13 protein-coding genes are annotated in these 15906 nt (G+C 56.1%); 9 read left to right on the top strand and 4 right to left on the bottom strand.

What is annotated here, in order from left to right:
• The first annotated feature begins 29 nt into the window (after nucleotides 1-29).
• From HV314_RS18280 to wzz(fepE), 3 genes are all read left to right on the top strand, one after another.
• Complete coding sequence (locus tag HV314_RS18280) at nucleotides 30-248, top strand: MbtH family protein (protein WP_053388568.1); 219 nt, start codon at nucleotides 30-32, stop codon at nucleotides 246-248.
• The gene (gene entF / locus HV314_RS18275; protein ID WP_181546391.1) at nucleotides 245-4135 is read left to right on the top strand and encodes an enterobactin non-ribosomal peptide synthetase EntF; all 3891 of its coding nucleotides are present in this window, start codon (nucleotides 245-247) and stop codon (nucleotides 4133-4135) included. The genes HV314_RS18280 and entF overlap by 4 nt, the downstream gene beginning before the upstream one ends.
• A gap of 227 nt (nucleotides 4136-4362) precedes the next feature.
• Entirely contained in the window at nucleotides 4363-5496 is a 1134-nt protein-coding gene (wzz(fepE), locus tag HV314_RS18270) for an LPS O-antigen length regulator Wzz(fepE) (RefSeq protein WP_181546389.1), read from the top strand.
• A 46-nt stretch (nucleotides 5497-5542) separates the two neighbouring features.
• On the opposite strand, the gene fepC is transcribed toward wzz(fepE), so the two are convergent.
• From fepC to fepD, 3 genes are read right to left on the bottom strand one after another with little or no spacing between them, the layout of a single operon-like run.
• A complete protein-coding gene (gene fepC / locus HV314_RS18265) occupies nucleotides 5543-6340 on the bottom strand; it encodes an iron-enterobactin ABC transporter ATP-binding protein (protein WP_181546387.1) in 798 nt (265 codons plus the stop codon).
• Complete coding sequence (fepG, locus tag HV314_RS18260) at nucleotides 6337-7329, bottom strand: iron-enterobactin ABC transporter permease (protein WP_016152193.1); 993 nt, start codon at nucleotides 7327-7329, stop codon at nucleotides 6337-6339. Before fepG ends, fepC begins: the two co-directional genes overlap by 4 nt.
• Entirely contained in the window at nucleotides 7326-8333 is a 1008-nt protein-coding gene (fepD, locus tag HV314_RS18255) for a Fe(3+)-siderophore ABC transporter permease (protein WP_095715177.1), read from the bottom strand. Before fepD ends, fepG begins: the two co-directional genes overlap by 4 nt.
• 109 nt (nucleotides 8334-8442) lie before the next feature.
• Between fepD and entS the strand changes: the two genes are divergently transcribed.
• Nucleotides 8443-9681: an enterobactin transporter EntS gene (gene entS, locus HV314_RS18250; RefSeq protein WP_181546385.1), complete on the top strand. Its 1239-nt coding sequence runs from the start codon at nucleotides 8443-8445 to the stop codon at nucleotides 9679-9681.
• A 58-nt stretch (nucleotides 9682-9739) separates the two neighbouring features.
• Here the strand turns inward: entS and fepB are convergent, their stop codons facing one another.
• Nucleotides 9740-10696 (bottom strand): Fe2+-enterobactin ABC transporter substrate-binding protein, encoded by a 957-nt coding sequence (fepB, locus tag HV314_RS18245; RefSeq protein WP_016152196.1) that lies wholly within the window; start codon nucleotides 10694-10696, stop codon nucleotides 9740-9742.
• 187 nt (nucleotides 10697-10883) lie between these two features.
• Here fepB and entC point away from each other — a divergent pair, with 187 nt between their 5' ends.
• Genes entC through entH form a run of 5 tightly spaced genes read left to right on the top strand, consistent with a single transcriptional unit; the run spans nucleotide 10884 to nucleotide 15745 of the window.
• Complete coding sequence (entC, locus tag HV314_RS18240; protein ID WP_016152197.1) at nucleotides 10884-12059, top strand: isochorismate synthase EntC; 1176 nt, start codon at nucleotides 10884-10886, stop codon at nucleotides 12057-12059.
• Between the two features lie 33 nt (nucleotides 12060-12092).
• Nucleotides 12093-13703 carry a (2,3-dihydroxybenzoyl)adenylate synthase EntE gene (gene entE, locus HV314_RS18235; protein ID WP_181546383.1) on the top strand — a complete coding sequence of 537 codons (1611 nt, stop codon included), beginning with the start codon at nucleotides 12093-12095 and terminating at the stop codon, nucleotides 13701-13703.
• 13 nt (nucleotides 13704-13716) lie between these two features.
• Nucleotides 13717-14574 (top strand): isochorismatase, encoded by an 858-nt coding sequence (locus HV314_RS18230; RefSeq protein ID WP_016152199.1) that lies wholly within the window; start codon nucleotides 13717-13719, stop codon nucleotides 14572-14574.
• On the top strand, nucleotides 14574-15329 hold the full coding sequence (gene entA / locus HV314_RS18225; protein WP_103765998.1) for a 2,3-dihydro-2,3-dihydroxybenzoate dehydrogenase EntA: 756 nt from the start codon (nucleotides 14574-14576) through the stop codon (nucleotides 15327-15329). Before HV314_RS18230 ends, entA begins: the two co-directional genes overlap by 1 nt.
• A gap of 2 nt (nucleotides 15330-15331) precedes the next feature.
• Complete coding sequence (gene entH, locus HV314_RS18220) at nucleotides 15332-15745, top strand: proofreading thioesterase EntH (RefSeq protein ID WP_029139447.1); 414 nt, start codon at nucleotides 15332-15334, stop codon at nucleotides 15743-15745.
• Nucleotides 15746-15906: the final 161 nt, after the last annotated feature.

Genomic DNA, 15906 nt, shown 5'->3' with positions numbered 1-15906 from the left:
CGGACGATGTTCCACGACAGGAGTTGAGTATGGAATTCAGTAACCCCTTCGATAATCCGCAGGGCCAGTTTTACATTCTGCAAAATCCCCAACGTCAGTTTAGCCTTTGGCCGCAGCAATGCTCACTTCCTGTTGGCTGGACGGTCGCGTGCGAACCCCAATCACAGGAAGCCTGCCAGCAATGGCTGGATGCAAACTGGACCACGCTGACGCCAGCGAACTACGTCGATGTGCAGGAGGCTCCATGACTCAACGTTTACCGTTAGTTGCGGCTCAGCCGGGGATCTGGATGGCGGAAAAACTCTCCACATTGCCCTCAGCGTGGAGCGTGGCGCACTACGTAGAATTAACCGGCGAACTGGACGCACCGTTGCTGGCGAAAGCGGTAGTGGCGGGTCTGCAGCAGGCCGATACCCTACGGATGCGGTTTAGCGAAGATAACGGCGAGGTCTGGCAATGGGTAGACTCTGCGCTTGCCTTTGCGCCACCAGAAATTATCGATCTGCGCGAAAAATCCGATCCGCATGCGGCAGCGCGCGCCTTGATGCAGGCAGACCTGCAGCAGGACATCCGTGCTGATGGCACTAAGCCGCTGGTTTTTCACCTGCTCATTCAGGTGGGAGAAAAGCGTTGGTATTGGTATCAGCGTTACCATCATCTGCTGGTTGATGGCTTCAGTTTCCCGGCCATTACCCGCCAGATAGCCGCGATTTACCGCGCATGGCTGCATGGCGAGCCCACGCCGGAATCACCTTTTACGCCATTTTCTGAGGTGGTGGAAGAGTATCAACAGTATCGGCAAAGCGATGCCTGGCAACGCGACGCCGCCTTCTGGACCGAGCAGCGAAAGCAACTCCCACCTCCGGCTTCGCTGTCTAACAAACCCCTGCCAGGGCGGTCGGCCAGTGCGGATATTATTCGTCTGAAGTTAACCGCGCCTGAAGGGGAGTTTCGCCGGCTTGCGGCACGTATGCCAGACGTTCAGCGTGCGGATCTGGCCCTTGCGCTGGTGGCGCTGTGGCTCGGACGTTTATGCAGCCGAATGGAATATGCCGCCGGGTTTATCTTTATGCGGCGTATGGGGTCGGCGGCGCTCACGTCCACCGGACCGGTTTTAAACGTCCTGCCATTTGGCGTGCAGTTGAATGCGGCAGAAAGCTTGCCTGCACTTGCCCAACGACTGGCCGCACAGTTGAAGAAAATGCGCCGACATCAGCGATATGATGCTGAGCAAATTGTTCGCGACAGCGGGCGCGCAGTCGGTGCCGAACCGCTGTTTGGCCCGGTACTGAACGTGAAAATATTCGACTATCAGCTGAATATTCCCGGCGTTCAGGCGCAAACCCATACGTTGGCGACAGGTCCGGTGAACGATCTGGAGCTGGCGCTGTTCCCGGATGAAAACGGCGGGCTGAGTATTGAAATCCTGGCCAATAAACAGCGCTACGATGCCGCGACGCTGGCGCAACAAGCATCGCGTTTAACCGCGCTTATCGCGCAGTTTGCCGACAATCCGTCGCTATGCTGCGGCGATGCCGGGATGCTGTTGCCGACAGAACATGAGCGGCTGGCGAAGATTAACGATACGACCGTGGCGATCCCGTCCACCACGCTGAGCGCGCTGGTGGTACAGCAGGCCGATAAAACGCCGGATGCCCCGGCGCTGGCTGATGCCCGCTATCAGTTTAGCTATCGTGAAATGCGCCAACAGGTTGTGGCGCTGGCGCGCCGCCTGCGCGAACGTGGCGTACAGCCTGGTGACAGCGTTGCCGTGGCATTACCGCGTTCCGTGTTCCTCACGCTGGCGCTGCACGGTATTGTTGAGGCGGGAGCCGCCTGGCTGCCATTGGATACCGGATACCCGGACGATCGCCTGCGGATGATGCTCGAAGACGCGAAGCCAAAATTGTTGATCGCGACCGAAGAGCAACTGACGCGCTTTAGCGATATTCCGGAGCTGGAAAGTCTGTGCTACAACGCGCCGCTGCCAGAAGAGGATGCTGCACCGCTGGCGCTATCTCAACCTAATCATACGGCCTATATTATTTTTACTTCCGGTTCTACCGGCAGACCAAAAGGGGTGATGGTTGGGCAAACCGCCATCGTTAACCGTTTGCTGTGGATGCAAAATCACTATCCACTGACCGCCGATGATGTGGTGGCGCAAAAAACGCCGTGCAGTTTTGACGTCTCGGTATGGGAGTTTTTCTGGCCGTTTATTGCCGGGGCAAAACTGGTCATGGCAGAACCTGAAGCGCACCGCGATCCGCTGGCGATGCAGCAGTTCTTTGCGCAGTCAGGGGTGACGACCACGCACTTTGTTCCCTCTATGCTGGCCGCTTTTGTTGCTTCACTGACGCCGGAAACCGCACGGGAGAGCTGTGCCTCGCTGAAACGGGTATTCTGCAGCGGCGAAGCCTTACCTGCAGATTTATGCCGCGAATGGGAACAGTTGACTCATGCGCCACTGCACAATTTATACGGGCCAACGGAAGCGGCAGTCGATGTGAGCTGGTATCCGGCCTGGGGGGACGATCTCGCTGCCGTAACGGGCAATAGCGTGCCGATTGGCTATCCGGTATGGAATACCGGTTTACGGATCCTGGACGCCATGATGCGCCCGGTGCCCTTTGGCGTGGCAGGTGATCTCTATCTGACGGGGATCCAACTGGCGCAAGGATACCTGGGGCGAGCGGATCTAACCGCGAGCCGCTTTATCGCCGATCCATTTAACCCTGGTGAACGCATGTACCGTACCGGGGATGTGGCGCGCTGGCTGGAGAATGGCGCAGTGGAATACCTCGGGCGCAGCGATGACCAGCTTAAAATTCGCGGACAGCGCATTGAGCTCGGTGAGATTGATCGGGTGATGCAGCAGCTGCCAGATGTCGAACATGCCGTTGCCCACGCCTGCGTATTCAACCAGGCGGCGGCGACAGGTGGCGATGCACGACAGTTGGTGGGGTATCTGGTGTCGCAATCGGGGTTACCGCTGGATACGTCTGCATTGCGGGAAACTCTGCGTGAAAAACTGCCTGCGCATATGGTGCCGACGGTATTGTTGCAACTGGCGGAGCTGCCGCTGAGTGCAAACGGTAAACTGGATCGTAAAGCGCTGCCGATGCCGCAGTTGACGTCGCGTACGTCAGGACGTGCGCCGCGAGCAGGGACTGAAACCGCCATCGCGCAGTCTTTTGCGGCTTTGCTGGATTGCGAGGTTAATGACGTAGAGGCTGACTTCTTTGCGCTTGGCGGACATTCGCTGCTGGCGATGAAACTGGCAGCGCAGTTGAGCCGGATTTTTGAGCGTCAGGTAACGCCTGGGCAGATAATGGTGGCTTCTACTGTTGAACAACTGAGTGCACTGCTGGAGAGCAATGATGATGAACAGTCGCAGCGTCTGGGATTCGAAACGCTGCTGCCGCTGCGTGAAAGTCATGGCCCAACGCTGTTTTGCTTCCATCCGGCGTCGGGTTTCGCCTGGCAGTTTAGCGTGCTGTCGCGTTACCTCAGCCCGCAGTGGTCGATTATTGGCATTCAGTCGCCGCGACCGGATGGCCCTATGCAGACGGCGGAAAACCTTGATGCGGTATGCGAACATCACCTGGCAACGCTGCTCAGCCAGCAGCCTCATGGTCCCTATTATTTATTAGGCTACTCGCTGGGGGGGACGTTGGCGCAGGGAATCGCCGCACGCTTACATGCCAGAGGAGAGACAGTTGCATTTCTGGGACTGCTGGATACCTGGCCGCCGGAAACGCAAAACTGGCAGGAAAAGGAGGCTAATGGGTTGGATCCCGCGGTACTGGCCGAGATCGAGCGTGAACGTGAAGCGTTTCTGGCAGCGCAGCAGGGGAATGCGTCAGAGGCCTTATTTAATGCTATCGAAGGTAACTACGCCGATGCGGTTCGCCTGCTCACCACGGCACACAGCGCGCCGTTTGCTGGTCACGCCACGCTGTTCGTTGCTGAGCGCACCTTAGTGCCGGGGGTCAGTCCTGAACGCAGTTGGTCACCGTGGATATCCAGTCTGGATGTATATCGTCAGGATTGCGCGCATGTCGATATTATCTCTCCCAGCTCGTTTGAGGCGATAGGGCCAATAATAAACACCTTGATCAATAATTCGGTGTAACAAAGCGAATCTTACTATCGCGACGATCAAATAACCCCATGATGTAATAATTATGTTATGGGGTTGATCTTTTTTAGTGTGATGAGGGCGATTAAAAGGGTGAATAAATTCCGAATATAATTTTTGGTAGGGCTTCGAGCACAAAGAGTGTTTCGGAAAATCTTACTAACTGGTAGACTTCTCTTTCGGAAATGTTCTTCTTTGGGTACGGATCTCAGGTCACACACATGTCATCATTAAATATTAAGCAAGATAACGTTTCGGATTTTACTGCATATCCTCAGCCAGCGGTAAATGCTAATGAAATCGATTTAGTTAATCTTATCGAAATCTTATGGCGCGCCAGGACGAAAATTATGGCGACCGTTTTCGCCTTTGCCTGTGTGGGTATTCTGGTCTCTTTTCTACTACCGCAAAAATGGACCAGTCAGGCCATCGTGACGCCGGCCGAGCCCGTCCAGTGGCAGAACCTCGAAAATACGTTGACCAAATTGCGCGTGCTGGATATGGATATTAACGTTAGCCGTGGTGAAGTATTTAATCTGTTTATCAAAAAATTTCAGTCGCCCTCATTGTTGGAAGAGTATCTGCGTTCTTCTCCTTACGTGATGGAACAACTGAAAGGCGCGGATATCGATGAAATGGACCTGCATCGGGCAATTGTCAGGCTCAGTGAAAAAATGAACGCCATTGACAGCAATGTGGGAAAAAAGAATGAGACTTCGCTGTATACCGCATGGACGCTAAGCTTTACCGCGCCCCAGGCTGAAGAAGCCCAGTCTGTGCTGAAGGGCTATATCCAGTATATTTCTGATGCTGTGGTGAAAGAAACGCTGGAAGATATTCGCAATAAACTGTCCATCAAAACCAGCTTTGAGAAAGAAAGACTGGAGATGGATCGCATCAGGCTTAAGAATCAACTGGACGCCAAAATCCAGCGACTGCATTATTCACTGGAAATTGCGAATGCCGCTGGGATTAAAAAACCAGTCTACAGTAATGGCCAGGCGGTGAAAGATGACCCTGATTTCTCTATTTCACTGGGCGCTGACGGCATTGCACGTAAATTAGAAATAGAAAAGTCGGTAACGGATGTTGCTGAAATTAACGGTGAATTACGTAACCGCCAATATCACGTTGAACAGCTGTTAGCTATGAATGTGAATGATGTAAAATTTACGCCATTTAAATATCAACTTTCACCTTCGCTGCCAGTGCATAAAGATGGTCCGGCAAAATCGATGATCGTTATTTTGGCTGCTTTGCTGGGTGGCATGGTGGCGTGTGGTGGTGTTCTGCTGAATTACGCCATGGTGGCGCGTAAGCAAAAAATGACGTTTATTGACCAACAACTGGTGTGATGACTTTTCGTCTGGCGGCGAGCAGTCCGCCAGACGGTAAATCTTGCTATTTATTGCGCCCAAGCGGCACCACTAACGGCGTTCCGGCAACCGGATCGTCGATAATCATACAGCGCAGACCATAGATTTTTTCAATAAGCTGCGCTGTGACGATCTCCTTCGGCGCACCCTCGGCAACAATTTTTCCGTCACGCAGCGCAATCAGATGCGTTGCATAGCGACACGCCTGATTAAGATCGTGCAGAACGGCGGCCAGCGTATACCCTTTCTCCCGGTTTAGCTCACTCAGCAGCTCCAGCAGATCGATCTGATGGCTGATATCCAGCCAGGTGGTAGGTTCATCGAGCAGCATAATCGACGTTTCCTGCGCCAGCACCATCGCAATCCATGCGCGCTGGCGTTGTCCACCGGAAAGGGTATCCACACTTTGTGACGCAAGATGAGTGATTCCCGTCGCCTGCATTGCGTTTGAGACCGCGATTTCATCCTCATTTCGCCAACGGGTAAACAATGGCTGGTGCGGGTAGCGCCCACGGGCAACCAGCTCCTGTACCGTAATATCACCTGGCGTGGTGGCGTTCTGCGCCAACAAACCTATTCTGCGAGCAACCTCTTTGCTGGCATAGTGCTGGATATGCTCGCCGTCGAGCCAGACCTTACCGTGCGCGGGCGTCATCAGACGACTAAGCGTGCGCAGTAGTGTTGATTTTCCGCAGCCGTTTGGCCCGATAATTGCGGTGAAGTGACCGTCTGGAATCGACACATTGAGGTTTTCCGCTACGGCAAATTTGCCATAACCCAGCGTTAACTGGTCGCCACGCAAACGGGCTACTGATTCGATCATTTTTTGCGGGACTCCTGAATTAACAAGACGATAAGATAAATACCGCCGAGGCTTACTGTGACAACGCCCACCGGAAGCTGATAAGGCATAAACAGCTGTTGGGCGCATAAATCCGCCATCAACAGCAGCAACGCGCCACACAGCGCCGACAGGGTTAATCCCCAGCGCGATGTGCCGCTAATCCGCCGCGCGATATGTGGGGCGACAAGGGCAATAAACGAGATAGGGCCAGCCAGCGCGGTGGCGGCAGCGGTCAGTACAACCGCAACCAGCATCATCATCAGACGTGAGCGCTCTACGCTGACGCCAAGCGCACAGGCGCTGTCATCACCCATTTCCAGTAAACGCATCCGGCGCACCAGCAGCGTGGCGCACACCAGCATAAGGATAATCAGTGGGGCAGAAGGCCAGGTTTTGGCCCAGGTCAGGCCATTGAGCGATCCGGCGTTCCACAGTCCGGCGGTCAGCGCGGTTTCTAATGATGCCTTCAGCAGTAGCCAGGTGTTGAACGCAACCAGCATGGCGCGTATGCCGATCCCAATAATAATCAGCCGGAAGGTGTCGATACCATTGCGCCAGGCGAGCGCCCAGACCACCAGAGACGTCAGGACCCCGCCAACCATGGCCGCAAGCGCGATAGCGGTGAGATGCTGTCCGAACAGCACCATTGCCACCAGCACACCGCTCCAGGCACCGGTATTGAAACCCATCACATCCGGGCTGCCCAGCGGGTTGCGCATCAGCGACTGGAATATTGCACCGCTCACGCCGAGCGCCGCGCCAATCAATAGCGCCATCAGCACGCGTGGCAAACGCCATTCGGTCACCACCAGCGTAATACTGCGCGGCGCATCGCCAAGCAGAGCGGCAATAATTTGCTGGGTTTCCAGCGTCACGACGCCGCTACGCAGGCTCCACAAGCCAACGGCGAGACAACCTACAACCAGCAGCAGGCTGCTGACTATCAGGCGGCGGGAGAGGTGCATCATGCGCCACCCCCGCGCGGTTTCCGGCGTACCAGAAAGATAAGCACCGGCGCGCCGATAAATGCGCTGACCACTGAAACGCGCAGCTCGCCGGGGACAATCAGGCGACCGATGATATCGGCAATTAGCAACAGAGAGGGGGTTGCCAGCAGGGTAACGGGCAGCGACCAACGGTGATCTGCCCCCACCAGCCAGCGCGCCATATGCGGCATCATCAGGCCGATAAAGGCGATAGGGCCAACAATCGCGGTCGCACTGCCGCACAGTACGGTAATCACCAACAGGCCAATAAACTGCGTGCGAGCGACTTTGCTGCCAAGCGCGGTGGCGGTGTCGCTCCCGAGGCTCAGGCTATTCAGAGCACGGCTAAGGAACAACGCGATAGCCGCGGCAATCAGTACCGGCACCAGGACGACCTTCAGCGTTTGCAGGCTGCGGATATCCAATGAACCGGCCTGCCAGAAACGCAACTGATCGTAGACATCCGGGTTGAGCAGGGCGATTCCGGTGGATAATCCTTCCAGTACCGCGCCCAGCGCAACGCCCGCCAGCGTCAGACGCACCGGGCTTAACTGCCCGCCGCCCTGGCTGCCGGTAAATGCCACTATAAGCGACGCGGCCAGCGCCCCGGAAAAGGCCATCAGCAGTTGCTCTTGCGCAGAGGAAAAACCGAACAGCGCGGCTCCCAGCACAATAGCGAAGCTGGCACCGGAGTTAACGCCCAGAATGCCGGGATCGGCGAGAGGGTTACGCGTGAGCGTTTGCATTAATGCACCAGCCAGACCCAGCGCCCCACCGGCGAGAAGCCCCGCCAGCGTGCGCGGCAGTCGCGCGTCCAGCACGATGGTGCAATCAGCGCTTTGACAACTGCTGGTAAGTGCATCCAGCACCACGGAGGCAGGTAGCGACTTGGCGCCAATAACCAGACTTAATACCGTGGTGAGAACAAGTAATAACAATAGTCCGGGCACGGCGAAGGCACGTGTCGCGGAAACAGAGCATGACATATCAACTTCCCTGATAATGATAGTAATTATCGTTATCGATCTTATTTGGATATGTTAGCATGTGCAGCCATCGAATGGATATTGAAAAAGTACCTGGTAAGGCTCTGTAATGAATCGACAATCCTGGCTGCTCAATCTCAGCCTGTTAAAGACCCACCCTGCATTTCGCGCCGTCTTCCTCGCCCGTTTTATTTCCATTGTCTCTCTGGGGCTACTCGGCGTGGCGGTTCCGGTACAGATCCAGATGATGACGCAGTCGACCTGGCAGGTAGGTTTGTCAGTGACGTTGACCGGCAGCGCAATGTTTATTGGTCTGATGGTGGGCGGGGTGCTGGCCGACCGCTATGAGCGTAAAAAAGTGATCCTGTTGGCTCGTGGAACCTGCGGAATCGGCTTTATTGGTCTGTGTCTGAATGCGCTGCTGCCCGAACCGTCTTTACTGGCGATTTATTTGCTTGGCTTATGGGACGGTTTCTTTGCCTCGCTGGGCGTGACCGCGTTGCTGGCGGCAACACCGGCGCTGGTTGGGCGGGAGAATTTGATGCAGGCCGGGGCGATTACCATGCTGACGGTACGTCTGGGTTCGGTTATTTCGCCGATGCTTGGCGGGGTATTGCTCGCGACCGGTGGCGTGGCGTGGAACTACGGTCTGGCGGCGGCGGGCACTTTCATTACCTTGCTGCCGTTGCTGAGCCTTCCTGCGCTACCGCCTCCGCCGCAGCCGCGCGAGCATCCGCTAAAATCGCTGCTGGCAGCATTTCGCTTTCTGCTTGCCAGCCCGCTGATTGGCGGCATTGCGCTGCTTGGCGGTCTGTTGACTATGGCGAGCGCCGTGCGCGTGTTGTATCCCGCGTTGGCGATTAACTGGCAAATGTCGAGTGCGCAAATAGGTCTGCTGTATGCGGCCATTCCTCTTGGCGCGGCGGTGGGCGCGTTGACCAGCGGGCAACTGGCGCACAGCATGCGTCCGGGACTGATCATGCTGGTATCGACCGTGGCTTCGTTCCTGGCTATTGGTCTGTTTGGGTTGATGCCGGTCTGGGAGCTTGGCGTTGTCTGCCTGGCGCTGTTCGGCTGGCTGAGTGCGGTCAGCTCTTTGTTGCAGTACACCCTGTTACAGACGCAGACGCCAGAAGCGATGCTCGGGCGAATTAACGGTTTGTGGACTGCGCAGAACGTTACAGGAGATGCGATCGGCGCGGCGCTGTTAGGGGGATTGGGGGCGATGATGACACCGGTTGCTTCGGCAAGCGTAAGTGGGTTTGGGCTGGTGATTGTCGGTCTGCTACTGCTGCTGTTGCTGGGAGAAGTGCGCCGATTCCGACAAACGCCTGTGAATGCCGGATAGCGTTGTCTTCTACGGTTTGTAGGCCGGATAAGGCGTTAGCCGTATCCGGTGCTGGCGATTAAAAGAGAGCTGACAGACGTTGCAGCAGCAAGGTCGCGCTGTAGTAGTCGAGACGGAAGGTTTCCGTACCCAGGGCGTAAACACGTTTATTCTGCACGGCCGGCAGATGTGCCAGCAGCGGATTAGCATAAATGGCGTCGGCATCTTTGTTGTCGCCAGCGAACAGGAACAGCGCTTCGCCGTTCAGGCCAGCCGCCAGGTTCTCACCGCCAAGCTGGATGATATCGTGGCGTTTGCCCTGACTCTGGCTGGTGTGTAATCCGGCAGGCAGCGGTGCCAGGGTGAAACCTAACTGCTCCATCAGCTTGCCCTGCGCCGACTCAGGCGTCCACAGGTTGGCGCTGTGCGCTGCAGCGGTGTACACCAGCGCGCTGACCGGTTGCGGCGGTAGGGTAATACGCTGCTTGACCGCCTGCAGTTGCTTATCAAACTCGGCAATACGCGCAGCAGCCTGTTGCTCCTGACCGGTAATTTCACCTAACTGCGTCAGCAGAGACTGCCAGCTTTTGTCGTCGTAATTAATGATGAGCGTTGGCGCAATGGTGGACAGCTGATCGTATAGCGCGAGGGCTGAATCTCCCCCGGTGGCGCTGATCAGAATCAGATCCGGCATTTGCGCCGCCACGGCCTCAGCGCTCGGTTCGCCGATATACAGGCGGCTCAGTTTGCGCGCCTTTGCCACTTCGCTCCACTGGCGTAAAAAGCCCTGTGCATCGCCGATGCGATTGTTCGGCGTAGTAGCGCCGCTGGCGATGACCGGGGCATCAATTGCCAGCAGCGAGCCGGTGAGGGTGACGCTGGTGGAGACAATTCGCTGCGGCTTATGTTCCAGCGTATGCGTACCACGACTGTCGGTAACCTGACGCGGCCAGTCGGCGGCATAACCTGAAGAAATTCCTGAAATAGACAAACCTGCCAGTAAGAGCACGGTGCGGCAAAAAGAGGGGAGACTCACGAATCAGCATCCTGTTATCAGTATAAGTAATGCTTCTCATTTTCATTGTTAGTGGACAAGGATGCAAGCCAAAGTCGCACATTGTGCTGCCACAAGAGTTGACATACCGCCGCTTTGCTTTTAGGTTAGCGACCGAAAATATAAATGATAATCATTATTAGAGCTTTTATCATTTTTGGAGGATGATATGGAAACGTCACTGGCCGAGGAAAAAACGCAGACTATGCCGACGCTCGCTCCCGACAGTTTTTTCTTTATGTCGCCGTACCGTAGTTTTACGACGTCAGGATGCTTCGCCCGCTATGCGGAACCGGCAATTGATGGCGATTCGCCAGACAGCCCTTTCCAACAAAAAATGCATGCACTGTTTGCTGATGCCAAAGCGCAGGGTATCGCTAACCCCATCATGGTCGGGGCGATTCCTTTTGACACCCGCCAGCCGTCATCGCTGTTTATTCCCCAGTCATGGCAGACGTTCTCCCGAACGGCGAAGCAGCAATCATCTCGTTACTTTAACGCGCATCAGTCGCTGAACGTTGTTGAACGTAAATCGATCCCGGAACAGAACTTCTTTGAAGATATGGTCGCTCGCGCGGCTGCGCTGACGGCAACCCCGGAAGTCGACAAAGTGGTGTTGTCACGCCTGATCGATATCACCGCTGATGCCAATATTGACAGCGGGGCGCTGCTGGAGCGCCTGGTGGCGCAAAATCCGGCGAGCTACAACTTCCACGTCCCCCTTGAAGACGGTGGCGTATTGATTGGCGCCAGTCCGGAACTGCTGTTACGCAAAGAAGGCGATCGTTTCAGCTCATTACCGCTGGCAGGCTCGGCACGTCGTCAACCGGACGATGTGCTGGACCGTGAGGCGGGCATCCGCCTGCTGGCGTCCGAAAAGGATCGCCATGAGCACGAACTGGTGACGCAGGCCATGAAAAATGTCCTGCGCGATCGCAGCCGTGAACTGCAACTCCCTTCTTCTCCGCAACTGGTCACCACGCCTACGCTCTGGCACCTCGGCACGCCGTTTGAGGGTAAAGCCAACGCGCAAGAAAACGCCCTGACGCTCGCGTGCCTGCTGCATCCGACGCCTGCGCTGAGCGGTTTCCCGCATCAGGTTGCGCGCAAACTTATCGCCGAGCTGGAGCCGTTCGATCGCGAACTGTTCGGTGGCATTGTCGGCTGGTGTGATGCCCAAGGCAACGGCGAATGGGTGGTGACGATCCGTTGTGCGAAGCTGCTGCGTAATCAGGTACGTTTCTTTGCCGGTGCCGGGATTGTTCCGGCTTCGTCCCCGGTTGCTGAATGGCGTGAAACGGGAGCCAAACTCTCCACGATGTTGAATGTTTTTGGACTGCATTAAGAGCCTTATTGACCAGGCCTCTAAGGAGCGATAATGAGTATTCCTTTCACCCGTTGGCCGGAGGAGTTTGCCCGCCGCTATCGTGAAAAAGGTTACTGGCAGGATTTGCCGCTGACCGACATTCTGACCCGTCACGCCGACAGCGACCATACGGCGGTGATCGATGGCGAACGCCACCTGAGCTATCGCCAACTGAATCAGGCCACTGACAATCTCGCCTGCAGCCTGCGCCGTCAGGGGATCAAACCCGGCGAAACCGCGCTGGTGCAACTGGGCAACGTGGCTGAGTTGTATATCACTTTCTTTGCGCTGCTCAAGCTGGGTGTAGCTCCGGTGCTGGCATTATTCAGCCATCAGCGAAACGAGCTTAACGCCTATGCCAAACAGATTGAACCGGCGCTGCTGATTGCCGATCGTCAGCATGCGCTGTTTAGCGGGGACGATTTTCTTAACGCTTTTGTGGCTGAACACAATTCAGTGCGCGTGGTGCAACTGCGCAATGATGAAGGTGAACACAATCTGCAAACGGCGATAAGCCAGCCTGCGACTGATTTTTCCGCCACGCCATCGCCTGCTGATGAGGTGGCCTATTTCCAGCTTTCTGGCGGGACTACCGGGACGCCAAAGCTGATTCCTCGTACCCATAACGATTACTACTACAGCGTGCGTCGCAGCAATGAGATTTGCCGCTTCACCGGGGAAACGCGTTATTTATGCGCGATCCCGGCGGCGCATAACTACGCGATGAGTTCGCCAGGCGCGTTGGGGGTATTCCTGGCTGGCGGCACCGTCGTGCTGGCGGCTGACCCGAGCGCCACCCTGTGCTTCCCTCTGATTGAACAGCATCAGGTTAACGTCACGGCGCTGGTGCCGCCAGCGGTGAGCCTGTGGCTGCAGGCAATTGCGGAGTGGGGGAGCAATGCGCAATTGGCTTCGCTGACGCTGTTACAGGTCGGTGGGGCACGGCTTTCCGCCTCGCTTGCGGCGCGTATTCCGGCGGAGATTGGCTGCCAGCTGCAGCAGGTCTTCGGCATGGCGGAAGGGCTGGTGAACTACACTCGTCTGGACGACAGTCCTGAACGCATCATCAATACCCAGGGCCGCCCGATGTGTCCCGATGATGAAGTCTGGGTAGCAGACGCTGACGGCAACCCTTTAGCCGAGGGAGAAACCGGGCGCCTGATGACGCGTGGCCCATACACCTTCCGCGGCTACTTCAACAGTCCTGAGCACAATGCCAGCGCCTTTGACGCCAACGGTTTTTACTGCTCCGGCGATCTGATCGCCATCGATCGAGATGGCTACATCACCGTCCAGGGACGCGAGAAGGATCAGATCAACCGCGGTGGGGAGAAGATCGCTGCAGAAGAGATTGAAAACCTGCTGCTGCGCCACCCGATGGTGATCCATGCCGCGCTGGTCAGTATGGATGACGAACTGATGGGCGAGAAAAGCTGTGCCTGGTTGGTGGTAAAAGAGCCGCTGCGAGCGGTGCAGGTGCGTCGTTTTCTACGCGAACAGGGCGTAGCGGAATTTAAATTACCTGACCGCGTGGAGTGCGTTGATTCGTTACCGCTGACTCCGGTTGGGAAAGTAGATAAAAAACAATTACGTCAGTGGCTGGCATCACGTTCACTGGCCTGAAGGAGAATAAGAGATGGCAATTCCTAAACTGCAGGCTTATGCGCTACCCACGGCGCTTGATGTTCCGGTGAACAAAGTGGACTGGGCGTTTGACCCCGAACGCGCCGCGCTGCTGATCCACGACATGCAGGACTATTTTATCGGTTTTTGGGGCGATAACTGCCCGATGATGGAGCAGGTCGTCGCTAACATCGCCGCACTGCGTCAGTACTGCAAAGAGCATAACATTCCGGTGTATTACACCGCTCAGCCGAAAGAACAGAGTGATGAAGACCGCGCTCTGCTCAATGATATGTGGGGACCGGGACTGACGCGTTCACCGGAACAGCAGAAAATCGTAGAGGCGCTGGCGCCGGATGAAGCGGATACCATTCTGGTGAAATGGCGTTACAGCGCATTTCATCGCTCCCCGCTGGAACAGATGCTTAAGGAAACCGGACGTAATCAACTGATCATTACCGGCGTGTATGCGCATATTGGCTGTATGACCACCGCAACAGACGCCTTTATGCGCGACATCAAGCCGTTTATGGTTGCCGATGCGTTGGCAGACTTTAGCCGTGACGAACATCTGATGTCGCTGAAATACGTGGCGGGACGCTCCGGGCGTGTGGTGATGACTCAGGAATTATTACCGACGCCGGTACCGGCCAGCAAAGATGCGTTACGCAGCATTATTCTGCCGCTGCTGGATGAGTCCGAAGAGCCGATGGATGACGAAAACCTGATCGACTACGGACTGGATTCCGTGCGCATGATGGCGCTGGCGGCGCGCTGGCGTAAGGTTCATGGCGATATTGACTTCGTGATGCTGGCGAAAAACCCGACCATTGACGCCTGGTGGACGCTGCTCTCTCGCGAGGTGAAGTAATGTCTGGATTTGACTTCGCAGGGAAAACCGTCTGGGTAACCGGCGCGGGAAAAGGGATTGGCTACACCACCGCGCTGGCGTTTGTGAAAGCGGGTGCTGAGGTGACAGGATTCGATCGTGAATTTTCTCAGGATAACTACCCGTTTGCCACCGAAGTGCTGGATGTGGCGAATGCTGAACAGGTGGCTGAGGTGTGTCAGCGCGTCCTGCAAACGCGCGAGCGGTTGGATGTGTTGGTCAATGCGGCGGGTATTTTGCGTATGGGGGCCACCGATGCGCTGAGTATTGAGGAGTGGCAGCAGACGTTTGCGGTTAACGTTGGTGGGGCGTTCAATCTGTTTCAGCAGACGATGGCGCAGTTTCGTCGCCAGCAGGGCGGCGCAATCGTGACCGTCGCGTCGGATGCGGCGCACACGCCGCGTATCGGTATGAGCGCATACGGTGCGTCAAAAGCCGCGCTGAAAAACCTGGCACTGACCGTCGGACTTGAACTGGCTGGCAGCGGTGTGCGTTGCAATGTGGTTTCGCCAGGCTCGACCGATACCGACATGCAGCGTACGTTGTGGGTCAGCGATGATGCGGAGCAACAGCGCATTCGTGGGTTTGGCGAGCAGTTTAAGCTCGGCATTCCACTGGGGAAAATCGCTCGTCCACAGGAAATCGCTAACACGATTTTATTCCTCGCTTCCGATCTGGCGAGCCACATTACGCTTCAGGATATCGTGGTGGACGGCGGCTCCACGCTGGGGGCATGACGATGATCTGGAAACGTCATTTAACGCTGGATGAACTGAATGCCACCAGTCAGAATACGATGGTGGCGCATTTAGGCATGGTCTATACCCGACTGGGGGATGATGTGCTGGAAGCCGAAATGCCGGTGGATAGCCGGACGCATCAGCCGTTTGGTCTGCTGCACGGCGGCGCGTCGGCGGCCCTGGCGGAAACATTGGGTTCGATGGCGGGTTATCTGATGACTCGCGACGGGCAGTGTGTGGTGGGTACGGAACTGAACGCCACGCACCATCGGGCGGTTGCGCAGGGGAAAGTGCGCGGCGTTTGCCAGCCGCTGCACCTCGGGCGTCAGAGTCAAAGCTGGGAAATCGTCATCTTTGATGAGCAGGGACGACGCTGTTGCACCTGTCGTTTAGGCACTGCGGTGATGGGGTGAGTCGCCCGACAAAGTAAAATGAAATTGCAGGGTTAACGGCTAAATGAAGTGATCCAGTTAACAATGCAATGTAAATACTCAGTGATACTTCGGGTTTACATGGTTGTCAGGTTGTTAAATTCAGAAAAGATGTTATAGAAACAAAATGTAACATCTCTCTG

It is taken from the genome of Citrobacter sp. RHBSTW-00887, from assembly GCF_013728095.1.
Classification (GTDB): Bacteria; Pseudomonadota; Gammaproteobacteria; order Enterobacterales; family Enterobacteriaceae; genus Citrobacter; species Citrobacter braakii.
This window is presented reverse-complemented; position numbering and strand designations above follow the sequence as displayed.